The sequence below is a fragment of the Escherichia sp. WS1451 genome, from assembly GCF_046487365.1.
In the GTDB taxonomy this organism is placed as follows: Bacteria; Pseudomonadota; Gammaproteobacteria; order Enterobacterales; family Enterobacteriaceae; genus Escherichia; species Escherichia coli.
Genome location: NZ_JBJQJP010000001.1, coordinates 1 through 20714, shown reverse-complemented (window position 1 = coordinate 20714; position 20714 = coordinate 1). Strand labels below are relative to the sequence as shown.

Sequence of the window (20714 nt, the reverse complement as noted above, 5' to 3'; positions counted from 1 at the left end):
CTTTATTGATTGCCATTATCACGACAACAAAATTTTTCAGGGAAGATAAACTTCACCGGAAAATATTTTTCTGGTCGTCCGAATAACAGATGCGCGTAACGTCGTGGCATCCTGACCTTCATTACTTAAATGAACGTCGAGCGCACCACTGGGGTGTTCAATATTGATATTGCCGTATCCTACAGAAGGGACGATTTGTCGGGTGACGGTGCCTTCCAATGCACAACTACTGGAAATGGCAATAGCACCGGTTATCGCCAGCGCGCGATGGCAAGAATGCGGCATAAAATAACGCACATTAATTGCTCCGCCTTTCTGCGCTGGAGAAATAAGCACAGGTTTAGGGATAACCATATTACTGACATCGCCTAAGCCCATTGCTTTACCCGCTTGTAGACGGATAGATTCAACTCGAGCTAATAATGCTTTGTCGGCATCCAACTCCGTCGGTAATTCATAGCCTGTTTTTCCCAGATATTCAGCAGGAATAATGACAACTGGCATCGCCATATCGATACAGGTCACCGGGACATCGTCAAAATAATCAATCTGATTATCAGTCGGGAAGACTTTTCCGGTTTTGGTTCCGGCGGCATTCAGGAAAGTGAGCGCAACCGGTGCGGCAGTACCCGGTACGCCGTCAATTCTGGCGCTACCCTCGTACTCGACAACACCATTTGGCGTTTGCACATCAGCTTCGATGAACGTACCCGTATTGACGTTGCGGATACGTACGCGGGTAACTGGCGAAGTCGCTGCAATCAAACCATTTTCAATGGCGAATGCCCCAACGCCAGACAGCATATTGCCGCAGTTAGGCGTGGTATCGACACGTTGCTCATGGACGATAACTTGAGCAAACAGATAATCGACATCTGCATGCGGATCGCTGGAGCGGCTAATAATGGCGACTTTACTGGTCAGCGGATTACCGCCGCCAATACCGTCAATTTCCAGATCGTTACCGGAACCCATAATTGCCATCAATATTTTATCGCGCTGCGTTTGATCTTCGGGTAGATGTTCCGCTAACAGGAACGCGCCCCTCGAGGTTCCACCTCGCATCATCACGCAGGGTATTTTTTTCATAATAATGCCCTCAATTTAAAAACATAACTTATTGCGATATGGTTACATTAAGGGCAAAGCATCTCTAATGACTTTAGCTCAACGATTAATAACATTTTTTCATTAATTTAAGTTGGCTAAATGCAATTAAAATTTTTAACGGTCAGCCACCCAAAATCGACGCTTCCATTTTCCGGAGTAATAATGAAGCATGAATTATCAAGTATGAAGGCATTTGTCATACTGGCAGAGTCCAGTTCATTTAACAATGCCGCTAAATTACTCAATATTACGCAACCTGCATTAACGCGAAGAATAAAAAAGATGGAGGAAGATTTACATATCCAACTATTTGAGCGTACAACTCGCAAGGTTACGTTAACAAAAGCAGGAAAAAGGTTGCTCCCGGAGGCGCGGGAATTAATAAAAAAATTCGATGAAACACTTTTTAATATTCGTGATATGAATGCTTATCATCGTGGTATGGTGACGTTAGCGTGTATTCCGACCGCAGTATTTTATTTTTTACCGCTGGCAATCGGTAAATTTAATGAGCTGTATCCCAATATTAAAGTGCGGATTCTGGAACAAGGCACGAATAATTGCATGGAATCGGTGCTGTGTAACGAATCAGACTTTGGCATAAACATGAACAACGTCACAAATTCATCCATCGATTTTACCCCACTGGTCAACGAGCCGTTCGTGCTGGCCTGTCGGCGTGACCATCCATTGGCCAAAAAGCAGCTTGTAGAATGGCAGGAGTTAGTGGGTTACAAAATGATTGGCGTACGCTCCTCCAGCGGCAACCGACTGTTGATAGAACAACAGCTAGCCGACAAGCCCTGGAATCTGGACTGGTTTTACGAAGTGCGTCATCTTTCGACGTCATTAGGACTGGTGGAGGCAGGACTGGGGATTTCGGCGCTTCCAGGCCTGGCAATGCCCCATGCGCCCTATTCTTCGATTATTGGTATCCCACTGGTGGAACCCGTTATACGTCGGACATTGGGGATTATTCGCCGCAAAGATGCCGTGCTTTCTCCGGCAGCTGAACGCTTTTTTGCCTTGCTGATTAATTTGTGGACTGACGATAAAGACAATTTGTGGACCAATATCGTCGAACGCCAGAGACATGCGTTACAGGAGATAGGTTAATACACCGGCGCAGGAGAGACTGCGCCGGGTAAATCAGCGGTTAGTGTGCGTTAACCACCACCCACATTGGTCCCTGCCCGACCGCATAGCGGCCTTTTTCATGCAGTAGCCCCTGCTCGCCAACAATTTCGTATACCGAGATGTGGTGAGATTTTTGCCCGGCGGCAATCAGATACTTGCCGCTGTGATCAACATTGAAGCCGCGCGGCTGGGTTTCCGTTGGCTGGAAGCCTTCTTTACTCAACACGCTGCCATCTTCCGAAACGCTGAAAACGGTAATCAGGCTGGCGGTACGGTCGCAGGCGTATAAATGACGACCATCCGGGGTGATATGAATATCAGCCGCCCAACGGGTGTCGGAGAAGTTTTCCGGCATCATATCCAGCGTCTGGACGCATTCGATATTGCCGTGCGGATCTTTCAGTTCCCAGACATCCACTGAGCTGTTTAACTCATTGACGCAATACGCATATTGTTCGTTTGGATGGAATACCATATGACGCGGGCCGGCCCCTTCAACGGTAGTCACTTCCGCAGGGTCCTGCGCCACCAGATGACCATCATCGCTGACCGTAAACAGGCAAATGCGATCCTGCTTTAATGCCGGAACCCACAGCGTACGGTTGTCCGGTGAGATATTGGCGGAATGGCAACCGTCCAGCCCCTCGACCACATCGACGACGCCCACTGGCAGGCCATCTTCCAGACGCGTTACGCTCACGTTACCCGCATTGTAAGAACCGACAAAGACAAACTGCCCCTGGTGATCGGTGGAAATATGCGTCGGACTACCCGGCAGCGCAGACTCTGCGGCAAAGGTCAGCGCGCCATCGTCCGGGGCGATACGATACGCCAGGACGCGAAACTCAGGGCGAACACCAACATAGAGATAACGTTTGTCCGGGCTGACCACCATCGGCTGCACCTGCCCCGGCACATCGACAACCTGTGTCAGCGTCAGTGCGCCTTCATGATTCAGGTTCCAGACGTGAATTTGCTGGCTCTCAGGGCTGGCGATATAAACTGTTTGCTTCATGAATGCTCCTTTGCATTTAGCAACTGACTGTAACAGCTAAAATTAGTCGCTTTTGGCGGTGAATGCTGAATTAAAACGCAGAATTTTGTCCGATAGTGGTATCGGTGTACCATTCGCGCAGACGAAAATTCTTAACCTTAATCTGGAATACGCCATGACCACACGCGTGATTGCTCTCGACTTAGACGGCACCTTATTGACCCCGAAAAAGACCTTGCTTCCATCATCGATAGAAGCCCTGGCCCGCGCTCGCGAAGCAGGCTATCAATTAATCATCGTCACAGGTCGCCATCACGTCGCTATTCATCCTTTTTATCAGGCGCTGGCGCTGGATACACCTGCTATTTGCTGTAATGGCACCTATTTGTATGATTATCATGCAAAAACTGTGCTGGAAGCGGACCCAATGCCCGTTAATAAAGCCCTGCAACTCATTGAGATGCTGAATGAACACCACATTCACGGTCTGATGTATGTCGATGATGCAATGGTCTATGAGCACCCGACCGGGCATGTCATTCGCACGTCTAACTGGGCGCAAACCCTGCCGCCGGAACAGCGTCCGACTTTCACACAAGTCGCTTCTCTGGCTGAAACGGCGCAACAAGTTAACGCCGTATGGAAGTTCGCCCTGACGCACGATGACCTGCCGCAATTGCAGCATTTTGGTAAGCATGTCGAACATGAACTGGGACTGGAGTGTGAATGGTCCTGGCACGATCAGGTTGATATTGCACGCGGCGGCAACAGCAAAGGTAAACGTTTGACGAAATGGGTTGAGGCGCAAGGTTGGTCGATGGAAAACGTCGTGGCATTCGGCGATAACTTTAATGATATCAGTATGCTGGAAGCCGCTGGTACAGGCGTGGCGATGGGCAACGCCGATGACGCGGTAAAAGCGCGCGCCAACATTGTGATTGGTGATAACACCACCGACAGCATTGCCCAGTTCATTTATAGCCACCTGATTTAATCAGGCGGTTATCGACACACTTTTAATTTGCGCGTACAGCCACAGGCCTGGTTTGATCGCCAGTTCATCCCTGGCCCACGGGCTGATACGCGCCCACAGCGTTTTACCGCCGACTTCCAGCTCCACTTCCACCTGGCCGTTGTCGTCATAACTATTAACAACTTTTGCCCGCAATACGTTACGAATGCTGGTTTGCTGCGGCGGTTGTAAAACCAGAGAAACATCGGAAGCCTGAATGCGGATACGTAGCGCAGCTTGCAGCGGTTCGTCCAGCTTATTGACCCACAAATGCTGATCGCCCAGCGCCAGCGCGGTCATCGCGTAATGCGGATGATGCTCAAGCACCGTCACTTTCAGAATGCTACTTTGTTGCTCTTTCGGTAGCCACGGATTCATCACGCTACTACCCCAGACTTCTTCCAGCGCGCCAAAGGCTTTCACCTGACCGTTTTCCAGTACCATCACTCTGTCTGCCAGATGGAGGATCTCATCCAGCGAATGGCTGACATACAACATCGGAATGTTGATTTCCCGCGTCAGACGTTGCAGATAAGGCAACAGTTCGCGTTTACGCGGAATATCCAGTGACGCCAGCGGTTCATCCAGCAACAGCAATTCCGGTGCTGTCAGCAAAGCCCGACCAATCGCCACGCGCTGTTTTTCGCCTCCGGACAGGCTGCCTGGTAAACGATCAAGCAACGGTTCAATGCCTAAAAGCGCCACCAGCTTATCGAACTGATTGACCATGCTTTTTGCCATGCCGTAGCGCAAATTGCCACGCACTTTATAATGCGGAAACAGCCGTGCATCCTGAAACACATAGCCAACGCGACGCTTTTCTGGCGTCAGGCAGATACCTTTATCGGCGTCATTTAGTACCCGACCATTGAGGACAATCCGCCCTTTTTGCGGACGTGTCAGCCCACTGATGGCGTTAATCAGCGAGGTTTTTCCGGCACCAGAGACACCAAAAATAGCGGTGATGCCATTGGCGGGCAGCGTTTCATTAATCGTCAGGCAATGGTTGCCCAACGTCTGGGAAAAATTCAGTTCCAGCATGATTAGCGCCCCGCCCGTTCACGGCTGATTCTGGCCAGCCATTCTGAAATCAACAGGGAGATCATCGCCAGCGCAATAGAAATAATACACAGTCTCGCCGCGCCACTTTCCCCGCCTGGGGTCTGGATCAGGGTATACATAGCAGAAGGAATGGTTCGCGTTTCACCAGGAATGTTCGACACAAAGGTGATGGTTGCGCCAAATTCACCGAGCGAACGAGCGAATGCCAGTACCGTACCAACAATAATTCCCGGCAACGTCAGCGGTAAGGTAATAGTGAAGAAGACACGCCAGCGCCCGGCACCCAACGTTCTTGCGGCCTGCTCCAGTTTGATATCAACACCTTCCAGCGCCAGACGAATCGCCCGCACCATCAGCGGAAAAGACATGACAGCGGCAGCGAGAACCGCACCACGCCAGCTAAACGCGAAAGAAAGACCAAACCAGTCATACAGACGTTCACCGATAAATCCGCGCCGTCCCATCGAAACTAATAATAGGTAACCGACGACCACGGGCGGTAACACCAGCGGTAGATGCAGTACGCTGTCGAGCAGAGCTTTGCCCGGAAACGTGCAACGCACCAGTAACCAGGCAAAAAAGATCCCAAACGGCAGGCTAAACAGCACAGCCAGGGAAGAAACTTTCAGGCTTAGTAAAACCGCCTGCCATTCTGGATCGGTCAGTATCATTACTTGGTTGTAAATCCGTAACGTTTAAAGATTTCCGCTGCCTGCGGTCCCTTCAGATAATCATAAAATGCTTTCACTGTCGCATTGTTATGCCCTTCCACAACAGCAACCGGATATTCCACTTTTTTATGTGAATCTTCCGGGAAGGTGGCAACCACTTTTACCCCTTTGCTGGCAACTGCGTCAGAACCGTAAACAATACCCAGCGGCGCTTCATTGCGTTCGACCAACGCCAGCGCGCCACGAACATCTTCCGCCGGAGCCAGTTTCGGGGAGAGCGTATCCCATGCGCCCAGTTTTTGCAGTGCTTCTTTCGCATAAATGCCAGCAGGGACATGTTCCGGATCACCAACCGCGAGGCGACCGCCATTCAGCAGCGAAGTCCAGTTGGTTTTGCTGTCGATGGTGAAATCTTTCTGCTCGCTGGCTTTCGGTGCTACAACGACCAGGCTATTGCCGAGCAGTGTCTGGCGCGAAGCCGTATCGATCGCTTTTTTATCAACCGCATAATCCATCCATTTCTGATCGGCAGAAATAAACAGATCCGCAGGCGCACCCGCTTCAATCTGACGGGCCAAAGTAGATGACGAAGCGAAAGAAGAAACCACATCCACGCCTTTCTCTTTTTTATACTGCGTAGCAATGTCCTGCATTGCGTTAGTCAGTGATGCGGCGGCGAACACCGTGATTTTCCCTTCATCTGCCAGTGCATTGCCAGCAACAGCGAAAGAGAGTGCCGCCCCGGTAAACAAGTTCAACCATTTACGAGCCATTGGTAACCCCTTAATCTAACGTTATGTAGGCGTCAATATAACGGCAAGTTCGGAATTTTCCCAGCAGTTATTGCTAACCTTTGTGAGGTAGATGAGAAAAAATATCGGCAGGAAAAGCAGGAAGTTGAGAAAAAGAAAATGCCCGACTAAGCGGGCATTCAGGGAATCAATGATTTTGTCCGGGCTGGTCTTTTTTACCAACACCAGAAAAGATGTTGAATACTTCACCAAGACCGTAAATCAGACCCAGGATGATGGCCATCACGACAGGTACCATGATTACGGCGAATACCAGACTTTTTAATAACTCTAACATGGTCAACTCCAGATATAGTCATGAGACTATTCTAACCGCTAAGCACAGAAAAGCACTCCCCTTTTGTGCGGTCAGCTTTGCGTGGCGTTCGTTTTCCGTCACAATAAGACTTTTGCCAGGACATTGTTATGCAGGCCGAAATCCTTCTCACCCTTAAGCTCCAACAAAAATTATTCGCCGACCCGCGCCGCATTTCGCTACTAAAACACATTGCGCTTTCCGGTTCCATTAGCCAGGGAGCGAAAGATGCCGGTATCAGCTATAAAAGCGCCTGGGATGCCATTAACGAGATGAATCAGTTAAGTGAGCATATTCTGGTTGAGCGCGCAACAGGCGGTAAAGGTGGAGGCGGCGCAGTACTGACCCGCTATGGTCAGCGACTGATTCAGCTCTATGACTTACTGGCGCAAATCCAGCAAAAAGCCTTTGATGTGTTAAGTGACGATGACGCCCTGCCGCTGAACAGCCTGCTGGCCGCGATCTCACGTTTTTCACTGCAAACCAGCGCCCGTAACCAGTGGTTCGGTACCATCACCGCCCGCGATCATGATGACGTTCAACAGCATGTTGATGTCTTACTGGCTGATGGAAAAACACGCCTGAAAGTCGCAATTACCGCACAAAGCGGCGCACGTCTGGGGCTGGATGAAGGCAAAGAAGTGTTGATATTGCTAAAAGCGCCGTGGGTAGGGATTACTCAGGACGAGGCGGTCGCGCAAAACGCTGACAACCAATTACCGGGTATTATTAGTCATATTGAGCGCGGCGCAGAGCAGTGCGAAGTATTAATGGCGCTACCCGACGGGCAAACACTGTGCGCCACAGTGCCGGTAAATGAAGCGACTTCTCTTCAGCAAGGACAGAATGTCACGGCCTACTTTAATGCCGACAGCGTGATTATCGCCACGCTGTGCTAAGCGTGTTGACAATTTGTTATGAAACACGTATCCCTGTCAGTAATCGCTGCACAAAATGGGATATAAAATGTCATCGTTGCAAATTTTGCAAGGCACGTTTCGTCTTGGCGACACAAAAACGCTGCAATTGCCTCGGCTAACGTTAAACGCGGGTGATAGTTGGGCGTTTGTCGGTTCGAATGGAAGCGGGAAATCGGCGCTGGCCCGCGCGCTGTCGGGGGAACTTCCGCTTTTGAAAGGTGAACGGCAAAGCCAGTTTTCCCACATCACTCGTCTCTCCTTCGAGCAATTGCAAAAGCTCGTCAGCGACGAATGGCAGCGGAATAACACCGATATGCTCGGCCCTGGCGAAGATGACACCGGACGAACTACGGCTGAGATTATTCAGGATGAAGTAAAGGATGCACCGCGCTGCATGCAACTGGCACAGCAGTTCGGTATTACCGCCCTCCTCGACCGACGCTTTAAATACCTTTCCACTGGCGAGACGCGAAAAACCCTGCTGTGTCAGGCGCTGATGTCGGAGCCTGACTTGTTGATTCTTGATGAGCCGTTCGATGGCTTGGATGTTGCCTCACGTCAGCAACTGGCTGAGCTACTCGCCTCGTTACATCAGTCCGGTATTACTCTGGTACTGGTGCTCAATCGCTTCGATGAGATCCCGGAATTTGTCCAGTTTGCTGGCGTGCTGGCGGATTGTACGTTAGCGGAAACGGGCGCTAAAGAGGAACTGCTCCAACAAGCACTCGTCGCGCAACTGGCGCATAGCGAACAGCTTGAAGGTGTGCAACTGCCGGAGCCGGATGAACCTTCAGCACGTCACGCCTTACCCGCCAACGAACCGCGCATTGTGCTGAACAATGGCGTGGTTTCTTATAACGAACGCCCCATTCTTAATAACCTTAGCTGGCAGGTGAATCCTGGCGAGCACTGGCAAATTGTTGGGCCAAATGGCGCGGGAAAATCGACGTTATTAAGCCTGATTACTGGCGATCATCCGCAAGGTTACAGCAACGATTTGACGCTTTTCGGCCGACGTCGCGGCAGCGGCGAAACCATCTGGGATATCAAAAAGCATATCGGTTACGTCAGCAGTAGTTTGCATCTGGATTACCGGGTCAGTACTACTGTGCGTAATGTGATTCTTTCTGGCTATTTTGATTCGATTGGCATTTATCAGGCCGTTTCGGATCGCCAGCAAAAACTGGTGCAGCAGTGGCTGGATATTCTCGGCATTGATAAACGCACGGCTGACGCTCCTTTCCATAGTCTTTCCTGGGGACAGCAGCGTCTGGCGCTGATCGTCCGCGCGCTGGTGAAACATCCGACGTTGCTTATTCTCGATGAACCACTACAGGGGCTTGATCCGCTCAATCGCCAGCTTATCCGCCGGTTTGTTGATGTGCTGATTAGCGAAGGTGAAACGCAATTGTTGTTTGTTTCGCACCATGCTGAAGATGCGCCTGCCTGTATTACCCATCGTCTTGAGTTCGTGCCGGACGGTGAACTCTATCGCTATGTGCTGACAAAAATAAACTGAGTCGGTAATGCTGACCGTGCCGGAGGCGGCCTAAGCGCCCTCTCCGGCCTACAGTTCGACGCATGCAGGCATGAAACCGCGTCTTTTTTTCAGATAAAAAGCGCAATCATTCATAAACCCTCTGTTTTATAATCACTTAATCGCACATTAAAAACGGCTAAATTCTTGTGTAAACGATTCCACTAATTTATTCCATGTCACACTTTTCGCATCTTTGTTATGCTATGGTTATTTCATACCATAAGCCTAATGGAGCGAATTATGAGAGTTCTGGTTACCGGTGGTAGCGGTTACATTGGAAGTCATACCTGTGTGCAATTACTGCAAAACGGTCATGATGTCATCATTCTTGATAACCTCTGTAACAGTAAGCGCAGCGTACTGCCTGTTATCGAGCGTTTAGGCGGCAAACATCCAACGTTTGTTGAAGGCGATATTCGTAACGAAGCGTTGATGACCGAGATCCTGCACGATCACGCTATCGACACCGTGATCCACTTCGCCGGGCTGAAAGCCGTTGGCGAATCGGTACAAAAACCGCTGGAATATTACGACAACAATGTCAACGGCACTCTGCGCCTGATTAGCGCCATGCGCGCCGCTAACGTCAAAAACTTTATTTTTAGCTCCTCCGCCACCGTTTATGGCGATCAGCCCAAAATTCCATACGTTGAAAGCTTCCCGACCGGCACACCGCAAAGCCCTTACGGCAAAAGCAAGCTGATGGTGGAACAGATCCTCACCGATCTGCAAAAAGCCCAGCCGGACTGGAGCATTGCCCTGCTGCGCTACTTCAACCCGGTTGGCGCGCATCCGTCGGGCGATATGGGCGAAGATCCGCAAGGCATTCCAAATAACCTGATGCCATACATCGCCCAGGTTGCTGTAGGCCGTCGCGACTCGCTGGCGATTTTTGGTAACGATTATCCGACCGAAGACGGTACTGGCGTGCGCGATTACATCCACGTAATGGATCTGGCGGACGGTCACGTCGTGGCGATGGAGAAACTGGCGAACAAGCCAGGCGTACACATCTACAACCTCGGCGCTGGCGTAGGCAGCAGCGTGCTGGACGTGGTTAATGCCTTCAGCAAAGCCTGCGGCAAACCAGTTAACTATCATTTTGCACCGCGTCGCGAGGGCGACCTTCCGGCCTACTGGGCGGACGCCAGCAAAGCCGACCGTGAACTGAACTGGCGCGTGACGCGCACACTCGATGAAATGGCGCAGGACACCTGGCACTGGCAGTCACGCCATCCACAGGGATATCCCGATTAAGGAACGACCATGACGCAATTTAATCCCGTTGATCATCCACATCGCCGCTACAACCCGCTCACCGGGCAATGGATTCTGGTTTCACCGCACCGCGCTAAGCGCCCCTGGCAGGGGGCGCAGGAAACGCCAGCCAAACAGGTGTTACCTGCGCACGATCCAGATTGCTTCCTCTGCGCAGGTAATGTGCGGGTGACAGGCGATAAAAACCCCGATTACACCGGGACTTACGTTTTCACTAATGACTTTGCGGCCTTGATGTCTGACACGCCTGATGCGCCAGAAAGCAAAGATCCGCTGATGCGTTGCCAGAGCGCGCGCGGTACCAGCCGGGTGATCTGCTTTTCACCGGATCACAGTAAAACGCTGCCAGAACTGAGCGTTGCGGCATTGACGGAAATCGTCAAAACCTGGCAGGAGCAAACCGCAGAACTGGGGAAAACATACCCGTGGGTGCAGGTCTTTGAAAACAAAGGCGCGGCGATGGGCTGCTCTAACCCGCATCCGCACGGACAGATTTGGGCAAATAGCTTCCTGCCTAACGAAGCTGAGCGCGAAGACCGCCTGCAAAAAGAATATTTTGCCGAACAGAAATCACCAATGCTGGTGGATTATGTTCAGCGCGAGCTGGCAGACGGTAGCCGTACCGTTGTCGAAACCGAACACTGGTTAGCCGTCGTGCCTTACTGGGCTGCCTGGCCGTTCGAAACGCTACTGCTGCCCAAAGCCCACGTTTTACGGATCACCGATTTGACCGACGCCCAGCGCAGCGATTTGGCACTGGCGTTGAAAAAGCTGACCAGTCGTTATGACAACCTCTTCCAGTGCTCCTTCCCCTACTCTATGGGCTGGCACGGCGCGCCATTTAATGGCGAAGAGAATCAACACTGGCAGCTGCACGCGCACTTTTATCCGCCTCTGTTGCGCTCCGCCACCGTACGTAAATTTATGGTTGGTTATGAAATGCTGGCAGAAACCCAGCGAGACCTGACCGCAGAACAGGCAGCAGAGCGTTTGCGCGCAGTCAGCGATATCCATTTTCGCGAATCCGGAGTGTAAGAAATGAGTCTGAAAGAAAAAACACAATCTCTGTTTGCCAACGCATTTGGCTACCCTGCCACTCACACCATTCAGGCGCCTGGCCGCGTGAATTTGATTGGTGAACACACCGACTACAACGACGGTTTCGTTCTGCCCTGCGCGATTGATTATCAAACCGTGATCAGTTGTGCACCACGCGATGACCGTAAAGTTCGCGTGATGGCAGCCGATTATGAAAATCAGCTCGACGAGTTTTCCCTTGATACGCCCATTATCGCGCATGAAAACTATCAATGGGCGAACTACGTTCGTGGCGTGGTGAAACATCTGCAACTGCGTAACAACAGCTTCGGCGGTGTGGACATGGTGATCAGCGGCAATGTGCCGCAGGGAGCCGGGTTAAGTTCTTCCGCTTCACTGGAAGTCGCGGTCGGAACCGTATTGCAGCAGCTTTATCATCTGCCGCTGGACGGCGCACAAATCGCGCTTAACGGTCAGGAAGCAGAAAACCAATTTGTTGGCTGTAACTGCGGGATCATGGATCAGCTAATTTCCGCACTCGGCAAGAAAGATCATGCCTTGCTGATTGACTGCCGCTCACTGGGGACCAAAGCAGTTTCCATGCCCAAAGGTGTGGCTGTCGTCATCATCAACAGTAACTTCAAACGTACCCTGGTTGGCAGCGAATACAACACCCGTCGTGAACAGTGCGAAACCGGTGCGCGTTTCTTCCAGCAGCCAGCGCTGCGCGATGTCACCATTGAAGAGTTCAACGCTGTTGCGCATGAACTGGACCCAATCGTGGCGAAACGCGTGCGTCATATCCTGACTGAAAACGCCCGCACCGTTGAAGCTGCCAGCGCGCTGGAGCAAGGCGACCTGAAACGTATGGGCGAGTTGATGGCGGAGTCTCATGCCTCTATGCGCGATAATTTCGAAATCACCGTGCCGCAAATTGACACTCTGGTAGAAATCGTCAAAGCTGTGATTGGCGACAAAGGTGGCGTACGCATGACCGGCGGCGGATTTGGCGGCTGTATCGTCGCGCTGATCCCGGAAGAGCTGGTGCCTGCAGTACAGCAAGCTGTCGCTGAACAATATGAAGCAAAAACAGGTATTAAAGAGACTTTTTACGTTTGTAAACCATCACAAGGAGCAGGACAGTGCTGAACGAAACTCCCGCACTGGCACCCGATGGTCAGCCGTACCGACTGTTAACTTTGCGTAACAACGCAGGGATGGTAGTCACGCTGATGGACTGGGGTGCGACTTTACTTTCAGCCCGTATTCCGCTTTCCGATGGCAGCGTCCGCGAGGCGCTGCTCGGCTGTGCCAGCCCGGAATGCTATCAGGATCAGGCCGCGTTTCTGGGGGCCTCTATTGGTCGTTATGCCAACCGCATCGCCAATAGCCGTTATACCTTTGACGGTGAAACCGTGACGCTTTCGCCAAGTCAGGGCGTTAACCAGCTGCACGGCGGCCCGGAAGGGTTCGACAAACGTCGCTGGCAGATTGTGAATCAGAATGATCGTCAGGTGCTGTTTGCCCTGAGTTCAGATGATGGCGATCAGGGCTTCCCGGGTAATCTCGGAGCGACGGTACAATATCGTCTGACCGACGATAACCGTATCTCTATTACTTATCGCGCCACAGTTGATAAACCTTGCCCGGTGAATATGACTAATCACGTCTATTTCAATCTTGACGGCGAGCAGTCTGACGTGCGCAATCACAAGTTGCAGATTCTGGCGGACGAATATCTGCCGGTTGATGAAGGCGGCATTCCGCACGACGGCCTGAAATCTGTCGCCGGAACGTCTTTTGATTTCCGCAGCGCCAAAATCATCGCCAGTGAGTTTCTTGCCGACGACGATCAGCGCAAAGTGAAAGGTTACGATCACGCGTTCTTGTTACAGGCCAAAGGCGATGGCAAGAAAGTGGTGGCGCATGTCTGGTCAGCAGATGAAAAATTGCAGCTGAAGGTCTACACCACCGCTCCGGCTCTGCAATTCTACTCCGGCAACTTCCTCGGCGGCACACCGTCGCGGGGAACCGAACCTTACGCCGACTGGCAAGGGCTGGCTCTGGAAAGCGAATTTCTGCCGGACAGTCCGAACCACCCTGAATGGCCGCAACCGGACTGCTTCCTGCGTCCTGGCGAAGAGTATTCCAGCCTGACGGAATATCAGTTTATTGCTGAGTAATGTTAAGCCCTCGTCATGAGGGCTTTATCTTCATATTGTTCAAATCACCAGCAAACACCGACATATTTGCAACTCAATATTCACAACAACCTTACACTGCGACACTATTTTCGCTATGGTTATGCGTAAGCATTGCTGTTGCTTCGTCACGGCAATATAATGAGAATTATTATCATTAAAAGATGATTTGAGGAGTAAGTATATGGCTGTAACTAAGCTGGTTCTGGTTCGTCATGGCGAAAGTCAGTGGAACAAAGAAAACCGTTTCACCGGTTGGTACGACGTGGATCTGTCTGAGAAAGGCGTAAGCGAAGCAAAAGCAGCAGGTAAGCTGCTGAAAGAGGAAGGTTACAGCTTTGACTTTGCTTACACCTCTGTGCTGAAACGCGCTATTCATACCCTGTGGAATGTGCTGGACGAACTGGATCAGGCATGGCTGCCCGTTGAGAAATCCTGGAAACTGAACGAACGTCACTACGGTGCGTTGCAGGGTCTGAACAAAGCGGAAACTGCAGAAAAGTATGGCGACGAGCAGGTTAAACAGTGGCGTCGTGGTTTTGCGGTGACTCCGCCGGAACTGACTAAAGATGATGAGCGTTATCCGGGTCACGATCCGCGTTACGCGAAACTGAGCGAGAAAGAGCTGCCGCTGACGGAAAGCCTGGCGCTGACCATTGACCGCGTGATCCCTTACTGGAATGAAACTATTCTGCCACGTATGAAGAGCGGTGAGCGCGTCATCATCGCCGCACACGGTAACTCGTTACGTGCGCTGGTGAAATATCTCGATAACATGAGCGAAGAAGAGATTCTTGAGCTGAATATCCCGACCGGCGTGCCGCTGGTTTATGAGTTTGACGAGAACTTCAAACCGCTGAAACGCTATTATCTGGGTAATGCTGATGAGATCGCGGCGAAAGCAGCAGCCGTTGCGAACCAGGGTAAAGCGAAGTAAACGTCATTCGCTTAAAAATGAGAAAGCCGACTGCAAGTGAGTCGGCTTTTTTGTTTGTCGTTGCTAACAATGGAGCACATTGCCTGATGCGACGCTGCGCGTCTTATCAGGGCTGCAAACGTACAGTCATGGCGATTCGACTATAAATTACCCGCGACGCGCTTTTACTGCATTCGCCAGTTGACGTAACAGAGCATCGGTATCATCCCAGCCAATGCAGGCATCGGTGATGCTCTTGCCATAGGCCAGCGGTTCCCCACTCTCGAGGCTCTGATTGCCTTCCACCAGATGGCTTTCCACCATCACGCCAATAATAGCCTTTTCGCCACCGGCAATCTGCTGGCAAACGTCAGTACAAACATCCATCTGCTTTTTGAATTGTTTTGACGAGTTGGCGTGGCTGAAATCGATCATCACCTGCGCTGGCAGACCTGCTTTGTTCAGCCCTTCTTTCACTTCAGCAACGTGCTTCGCGCTGTAGTTAGGCTCTTTACCGCCGCGCAGAATGATATGGCAATCGCCGTTACCGCTGGTATTCACAATCGCCGAATGCCCCCATTTCGTTACGGACAGGAAGCAGTGCGGCGCACCGGCGGCATTAATAGCATCGATAGCCACTTTAATCGTACCATCAGTGCCATTTTTGAAGCCTACCGGGCAAGAAAGACCAGACGCCAGTTCGCGGTGCACCTGCGATTCCGTAGTACGTGCGCCAATTGCGCCCCAGCTCATCAGGTCAGCGAGATATTGTGGGGTGATCATATCCAGGAATTCACCCGCCGCTGGCAGACCGCTGTCGTTAATATCGAGCAGCAATTTGCGGGCAATACGCAGACCGTCGTTGATCTGGAAGCTGTTATCCATATGCGGATCGTTAATCAGCCCTTTCCAGCCCACCGTAGTACGCGGCTTTTCAAAATAGACGCGCATCACGATTTCCAGCTCATCTTGCAGCTCTTCACGCAGCGTCAGCAAGCGAGTGGCATACTCTTTAGCCGCGACAGGATCATGAATTGAGCATGGGCCAATCACCACCAACAGGCGATCATCATTACCTTTCAGGATCTTATGGATCGCTTTTCGGGCATGGGCGACCGTATTCGCGGCATTTTCAGTAGCGGGGAATTTTTCCAGCAATGCGACAGGAGGAAGTAACTCTTTGATTTCTTTGATGCGTAAATCGTCGTTCTGATAATTCATGTCTGTTCCAGTGTTGCCATACTTATCTTAGTGAATGCAATACTTCCAATCTATATCTTCCGTCAGAATGTGTAAACGGGGTTTTACACTATGAACGGATTAATCCTGGAATTAGCAAGAAAAACGCCAGATTGTCGCGAAAAACGAGATCTCTCCTACAATTTCTAACTGTAACTCCTTTGTTTGTTAATTATTTCAAGATTCTCTGCTGGGTATCTTTGCCTGGCTGAAATCTTAAACCATTGCCTTATATTCACCTGCAAATGCACTGTTGGAAGAGGTTATCCGACATAACGACCATAACAGGAGCATCCTATGAAAATGACAAAACTGGCCACACTATTTTTGACTGCCACTCTAAGCCTTGCCAGCGGTGCCGCACTGGCTGCCGATAGCGGAGCGCAAACTAATAACGGCCAGGCAAACGCCGCAGCTGATGCGGGCCAGGTAGCCCCTGACGCCCGTGAAAATGTCGCGCCAAATAACGTCGACAATAACGGGGTAAATACCGGTTCTGGTGGCACAATGCTGCATTCGGATGGTTCTTCAATGAACAATGACGGAATGACCAAAGATGAAGAGCACAAGAACACCATGTGCAAAGATGGTCGCTGTCCGGATATCAATAAAAAAGTCCAAACCGGTGATGGCATCAACAATGATGTCGATACCAAAACCGACGGTACCACGCAGTAACCCTGCGAAATAGCCAATAATGGGAGAGCGGAGTCTCTCCCTTTTAATTTTTCCCTTCTAAAAGCAGTATGATGTCATAAAGTTAAGTGAGAATAATTAAGGGATGACTCGTCATGGCGCACTCACACTCACACACTTCCTCACACCTGCCAGAAGATAATAATGCTCGTCGCTTGTTGTATGCTTTCGGCGTGACTGCCGGGTTTATGCTCGTAGAAGTCATTGGTGGTTTTCTTTCCGGTTCTCTGGCATTGCTGGCCGATGCGGGTCATATGTTGACCGATACTGCCGCCCTGCTTTTCGCCCTACTCGCAGTGCAATTTTCCCGTCGTCCTCCCACCATTCGCCACACTTTCGGTTGGCTAAGATTGACCACGCTCGCGGCGTTTGTGAATGCCATCGCCCTGGTGGTGATTACTATTTTGATTGTCTGGGAGGCGATAGAACGCTTCCGCACTCCGCGTCCGGTCGAGGGCGGCATGATGATGGCAATTGCCGTGGCTGGGCTGCTGGCAAATATACTTTCTTTCTGGTTACTTCATCACGGCAGCGAAGAGAAAAACCTCAACGTGCGAGCAGCGGCACTGCATGTGCTCGGGGACCTGCTGGGTTCGGTTGGGGCTATTATTGCCGCGTTGATTATTATCTGGACCGGCTGGACACCTGCTGACCCCATTCTCTCAATACTGGTGTCGCTTCTGGTTCTGCGTAGCGCGTGGCGACTGTTGAAAGATAGCGTGAATGAATTACTTGAAGGTGCACCGGTATCGCTGGATATCGCCGAACTGAAGCGTCGTATGTGCCGGGAAATCCCGGAAGTCCGCAATGTGCACCATGTACATGTATGGATGGTAGGCGAGAAGCCGGTGATGACGCTGCATGTGCAGGTGATCCCGCCACACGATCACGATGCCTTGTTAGATCAGATCCAACACTACCTGATGGATCACTATCAGATTGAGCACGCCACTATTCAGATGGAATATCAACCTTGTCATGGGCCAGACTGCCACCTGAATGAAGGGGTGTCTGGCCATTCACATCATCACCATTAATGGGACAGCGCGCGTGAACCTCTTTCGCGTGCGCTGTTGATCCACATCCGGCTGCCGTTGAGGGCAATAAAGGTCAGGATGATGTACTCCAGAGACATGGCGTAAACGCCCTGAAGTGCAAAAATAACGACGCTAATCACGTTAATAATCACCCACAACAGCCAGTTTTCCACATACTTACGCGTCATCAGAATCATTGCCACGATAGATAACACCATCATGCATGAATCCCAGAACGGGAAAGCGTCCGGTTGCAGTTCAGGCATCACAACCTGTAATCCTAATGCTTGCATGATCATGACTGCCACGCGGGTCAAAAATGCAAACACCGGATTGATAAATACCGTCATCAGACCAATCGAAACAACGCAAACCGCCAACCAGCTTAGCGCCTTCGGCAATGGCAACCAGCGAATTTTCAACTCCGCCTCGTTCTGACTGGTTTGTCGCGACCACGCATACCAGCCGTAAATATTCGCGGCAAAGAAAAACATCTGTAATAGCAGGCTGGCATACAGCTGAATCTGAAAGAAAATAATGCCAAACAAGGTGACGTTGATCAGGCCAAAAAAGTAGTTGCTGATCTTCTCCAGACTGGCAAGGCCAATACACAGCAACCCGGCGATTGTGCCTACCGCTTCGATCCATGAGAGATCATAACCGCCTGCCCCTATTGGTATATGTACCAGGATATTCTGCACACTAAAAAAATCCATCTTTCCCCCAAAGCGTAACGTTACGCCTTATTATTCGTTATCCACGTAGTGTAGCCGTAAATTCCAGCATACGATTGAGCGGCACCAGCGCCCTCTCTCGCAGCCTTTCATCAACATGAACCTCGTGATTGCTTCCTTCCTGTTCTAATGCCTCTGCGATAGCCTGAAGGCCATTCATGGCCATCCACGGACAATGCGCGCAACTGCGGCAGGTTGCGCCCTCACCCGCGGTTGGTGCTTCCAGTAACTCTTTATCTGGCACCGCCTGCTGCATTTTGTAGAAAATGCCCCGATCGGTTGCCACGATAAGCCGCTGATGTGGCAATGTTTTCGCAGCAGCGATCAGTTGACTGGTGGAACCGACCGCATCCGCCATATCGACAATAGCTTGTGGTGATTCTGGATGCACCAGTATGGCAGCATCCGGGTATTCTTCTTGCAAGCGGGTTAACGCCTGAGTCTTAAATTCATCATGCACAATGCAGGCACCCTGCCAGCATAAAATGTCTGCGCCCGTCTGTTTTTGCACGTAACGCCCCAGATGTTTGTCGGGTGCCCAGATGATTTTTTCACCCAAACTATCCAGATGATCAATAAGTTCGACGGCAATGCTTGAAGTTACCACCCAATCTGCGCGCGCTTTTACCGCAGCAGAAGTGTTGGCGTAGACGACGACAGTACGATCGGGATGGGCATCGCAAAATGCGTTAAATTCTTCAACAGGGCAGCCGAGATCCAGTGAACATTCAGCCTGAAGTGTCGGCATCAGAATTGTTTTTTCCGGACTGAGAATTTTGGCGGTTTCTCCCATAAATCTCACCCCAGCGACTAATAACGTAGAAGCGGGATGCTTTGCACCGAAGCGCGCCATTTCCAGAGAATCAGAAATACAGCCACCGGTTTCTTCTGCCAGTTGTTGAATTTCGGGATCGGTATAGTAGTGGGCAACCATCACCGCATTACGTTCTTTTAGCAGACGTTTTATCTTCTCGCGGTAATACGCTTTTTCATCAATGCTTAACGGCGTCGGCTTCGGGGGGAAAGGATAAATCGCCGTGTCTGGATCAAACATCACGCTCATCTTACCATCTCGTTTTACAGGCTTAACGTTAAAACCGACATGAGCGTAATATTCGCTGTTATCGGTGAAATTTGTTTTATATGCTAAACAAGATAGTCGAATGGTGGGGAAAAGTCACTCGAATTACGCCTAATTCCACCGACGTAGAGCTGCTTGCACAGTAAGCTCTGACGATGTCATCAGGTTTACAAAGTGAAATTGAGGATACCTGAATAGCAAAAAAGCGCCTTTAGGGCGCTTTTTTACATTGGTGGGTCGTGCAGGATTCGAACCTGCGACCAATTGATTAAAAGTCAACTGCTCTACCAACTGAGCTAACGACCCCTTGCGGGATTATGCTGCTTTAATCATTCAGGATGGTGGGTCGTGCAGGATTCGAACCTGCGACCAATTGATTAAAAGTCAACTGCTCTACCAACTGAGCTAACGACCCATACGGGTGTTACCTGAAAGATTTCTACTCGGAACCAATCTTTAAAATTGGTGGGTCGTGCAGGATTCGAACCTGCGACCAATTGATTAAAAGTCAACTGCTCTACCAACTGAGCTAACGACCCGAGTGGTGGGTGATGACGGGATCGAACCGCCGACCCCCTCCTTGTAAGGGAGGTGCTCTCCCAGCTGAGCTAATCACCCGATACTGCGCTGGATACTACAAACTACTTCCACCGAACCCACCGTCATTAGTGGTGGGTCGTGCAGGATTCGAACCTGCGACCAATTGATTAAAAGTCAACTGCTCTACCAACTGAGCTAACGACCCGGTGGTGGGTGATGACGGGATCGAACCGCCGACCCCCTCCTTGTAAGGGAGGTGCTCTCCCAGCTGAGCTAATCACCCGATACTACGCTGGATACTACAAACTACTTCCACCGAACCCACCGTCATTAGTGGTGGGTCGTGCAGGATTCGAACCTGCGACCAATTGATTAAAAGTCAACTGCTCTACCAACTGAGC

General features: G+C 50.8%; 20 protein-coding genes and 6 tRNA genes. 11 read left to right on the top strand and 15 right to left on the bottom strand.

Annotated elements, in window-relative coordinates; translation table 11 throughout:
• Nucleotides 1–36 precede the first annotated feature (36 nt).
• Nucleotides 37–1089 carry a 4-oxalomesaconate tautomerase gene (locus ACJHX7_RS00130; RefSeq protein ID WP_088170177.1) on the bottom strand — a complete coding sequence of 351 codons (1053 nt, stop codon included), beginning with the start codon at nt 1087–1089 and terminating at the stop codon, nt 37–39.
• 183 nt (nt 1090–1272) lie between these two features.
• Between ACJHX7_RS00130 and ACJHX7_RS00125 the strand changes: the two genes are divergently transcribed.
• On the top strand, nt 1273–2226 hold the full coding sequence (locus ACJHX7_RS00125; RefSeq protein ID WP_047672665.1) for a LysR family transcriptional regulator: 954 nt from the start codon (nt 1273–1275) through the stop codon (nt 2224–2226).
• Between the two features lie 40 nt (nt 2227–2266).
• Here the strand turns inward: ACJHX7_RS00125 and pgl are convergent, their stop codons facing one another.
• Entirely contained in the window at nt 2267–3262 is a 996-nt protein-coding gene (gene pgl / locus ACJHX7_RS00120; RefSeq protein ID WP_000815435.1) for a 6-phosphogluconolactonase, read from the bottom strand.
• Nucleotides 3263–3416: 154 nt separating this feature from the next.
• On the opposite strand from pgl, the gene ybhA reads away from it, so the two are divergent.
• Nucleotides 3417–4235, top strand: a complete 819-nt coding sequence (gene ybhA, locus ACJHX7_RS00115; RefSeq protein WP_000213425.1) for a bifunctional pyridoxal phosphate/fructose-1,6-bisphosphate phosphatase — start codon at nt 3417–3419, stop codon at nt 4233–4235.
• Here the strand turns inward: ybhA and modC are convergent, their stop codons facing one another.
• The 4 genes from modC to acrZ all read right to left on the bottom strand — a co-directional run bounded on the left by modC (nt 4236) and on the right by acrZ (nt 7075).
• Entirely contained in the window at nt 4236–5294 is a 1059-nt protein-coding gene (modC, locus tag ACJHX7_RS00110) for a molybdenum ABC transporter ATP-binding protein ModC (protein ID WP_000891664.1), read from the bottom strand.
• Nucleotides 5295–5296: 2 nt separating this feature from the next.
• Complete coding sequence (modB, locus tag ACJHX7_RS00105) at nt 5297–5986, bottom strand: molybdate ABC transporter permease subunit (RefSeq protein WP_000604037.1); 690 nt, start codon at nt 5984–5986, stop codon at nt 5297–5299.
• The gene (gene modA, locus ACJHX7_RS00100; protein WP_000113014.1) at nt 5986–6759 is read right to left on the bottom strand and encodes a molybdate ABC transporter substrate-binding protein; all 774 of its coding nucleotides are present in this window, start codon (nt 6757–6759) and stop codon (nt 5986–5988) included. Before modA ends, modB begins: the two co-directional genes overlap by 1 nt.
• A 166-nt stretch (nt 6760–6925) precedes the next feature.
• Nucleotides 6926–7075, bottom strand: a complete 150-nt coding sequence (gene acrZ, locus ACJHX7_RS00095) for a multidrug efflux pump accessory protein AcrZ (protein ID WP_000891515.1) — start codon at nt 7073–7075, stop codon at nt 6926–6928.
• A gap of 128 nt (nt 7076–7203) precedes the next feature.
• On the opposite strand from acrZ, the gene modE reads away from it, so the two are divergent.
• The 7 genes from modE (at nt 7204) to gpmA (ending at nt 15007) form a co-directional block, all read left to right on the top strand.
• Nucleotides 7204–7992 carry a molybdenum-dependent transcriptional regulator gene (gene modE / locus ACJHX7_RS00090; RefSeq protein WP_001147439.1) on the top strand — a complete coding sequence of 263 codons (789 nt, stop codon included), beginning with the start codon at nt 7204–7206 and terminating at the stop codon, nt 7990–7992.
• Between the two features lie 67 nt (nt 7993–8059).
• Nucleotides 8060–9532: a molybdate ABC transporter ATP-binding protein ModF gene (gene modF / locus ACJHX7_RS00085; protein ID WP_094030538.1), complete on the top strand. Its 1473-nt coding sequence runs from the start codon at nt 8060–8062 to the stop codon at nt 9530–9532.
• Nucleotides 9533–9793: 261 nt separating this feature from the next.
• Nucleotides 9794–10810 (top strand): UDP-glucose 4-epimerase GalE, encoded by a 1017-nt coding sequence (gene galE / locus ACJHX7_RS00080; RefSeq protein WP_001265443.1) that lies wholly within the window; start codon nt 9794–9796, stop codon nt 10808–10810.
• Between the two features lie 9 nt (nt 10811–10819).
• Entirely contained in the window at nt 10820–11866 is a 1047-nt protein-coding gene (galT, locus tag ACJHX7_RS00075; RefSeq protein WP_000191499.1) for a galactose-1-phosphate uridylyltransferase, read from the top strand.
• A 3-nt stretch (nt 11867–11869) separates the two neighbouring features.
• Nucleotides 11870–13018: a galactokinase gene (gene galK / locus ACJHX7_RS00070; RefSeq protein ID WP_410231499.1), complete on the top strand. Its 1149-nt coding sequence runs from the start codon at nt 11870–11872 to the stop codon at nt 13016–13018.
• Nucleotides 13012–14052 (top strand): galactose-1-epimerase, encoded by a 1041-nt coding sequence (galM, locus tag ACJHX7_RS00065; RefSeq protein WP_032170966.1) that lies wholly within the window; start codon nt 13012–13014, stop codon nt 14050–14052. The genes galK and galM overlap by 7 nt, the downstream gene beginning before the upstream one ends.
• Before the next feature lie 202 nt (nt 14053–14254).
• Nucleotides 14255–15007 (top strand): 2,3-diphosphoglycerate-dependent phosphoglycerate mutase, encoded by a 753-nt coding sequence (gene gpmA, locus ACJHX7_RS00060; protein ID WP_001295305.1) that lies wholly within the window; start codon nt 14255–14257, stop codon nt 15005–15007.
• 147 nt (nt 15008–15154) lie between these two features.
• Here the strand turns inward: gpmA and aroG are convergent, their stop codons facing one another.
• Nucleotides 15155–16207 carry a 3-deoxy-7-phosphoheptulonate synthase AroG gene (gene aroG, locus ACJHX7_RS00055; protein ID WP_021540843.1) on the bottom strand — a complete coding sequence of 351 codons (1053 nt, stop codon included), beginning with the start codon at nt 16205–16207 and terminating at the stop codon, nt 15155–15157.
• Between the two features lie 315 nt (nt 16208–16522).
• On the opposite strand from aroG, the gene ACJHX7_RS00050 reads away from it, so the two are divergent.
• Both ACJHX7_RS00050 and zitB read left to right on the top strand, forming a co-directional pair.
• The gene (locus tag ACJHX7_RS00050; RefSeq protein WP_000784351.1) at nt 16523–16903 is read left to right on the top strand and encodes a YbgS-like family protein; all 381 of its coding nucleotides are present in this window, start codon (nt 16523–16525) and stop codon (nt 16901–16903) included.
• A 113-nt stretch (nt 16904–17016) separates the two neighbouring features.
• Nucleotides 17017–17958 carry a CDF family zinc transporter ZitB gene (gene zitB, locus ACJHX7_RS00045; protein WP_000951276.1) on the top strand — a complete coding sequence of 314 codons (942 nt, stop codon included), beginning with the start codon at nt 17017–17019 and terminating at the stop codon, nt 17956–17958.
• Here zitB and pnuC read toward each other — a convergent pair.
• The 8 genes from pnuC to ACJHX7_RS00005 all read right to left on the bottom strand — a co-directional run bounded on the left by pnuC (nt 17955) and on the right by ACJHX7_RS00005 (nt 20596).
• Nucleotides 17955–18674 carry a nicotinamide riboside transporter PnuC gene (pnuC, locus tag ACJHX7_RS00040; RefSeq protein WP_000345392.1) on the bottom strand — a complete coding sequence of 240 codons (720 nt, stop codon included), beginning with the start codon at nt 18672–18674 and terminating at the stop codon, nt 17955–17957. The two genes, zitB and pnuC, sit on opposite strands and share 4 nt — an antisense overlap.
• Before the next feature lie 37 nt (nt 18675–18711).
• Nucleotides 18712–19755, bottom strand: a complete 1044-nt coding sequence (gene nadA, locus ACJHX7_RS00035; protein WP_094030539.1) for a quinolinate synthase NadA — start codon at nt 19753–19755, stop codon at nt 18712–18714.
• A 248-nt stretch (nt 19756–20003) separates the two neighbouring features.
• A tRNA-Lys gene (locus ACJHX7_RS00030) sits at nt 20004–20079 on the bottom strand.
• A gap of 33 nt (nt 20080–20112) precedes the next feature.
• A tRNA-Lys gene (locus tag ACJHX7_RS00025) sits at nt 20113–20188 on the bottom strand.
• 48 nt (nt 20189–20236) lie between these two features.
• Nucleotides 20237–20312 (bottom strand) — tRNA-Lys (locus tag ACJHX7_RS00020).
• Nucleotides 20313–20315: 3 nt separating this feature from the next.
• Nucleotides 20316–20391: transfer RNA gene (locus tag ACJHX7_RS00015), tRNA-Val, on the bottom strand.
• A 51-nt stretch (nt 20392–20442) separates the two neighbouring features.
• Nucleotides 20443–20518: transfer RNA gene (locus tag ACJHX7_RS00010), tRNA-Lys, on the bottom strand.
• 2 nt (nt 20519–20520) lie between these two features.
• A tRNA-Val gene (locus tag ACJHX7_RS00005) sits at nt 20521–20596 on the bottom strand.
• Between the last annotated feature and the right edge of the window lie 118 nt (nt 20597–20714).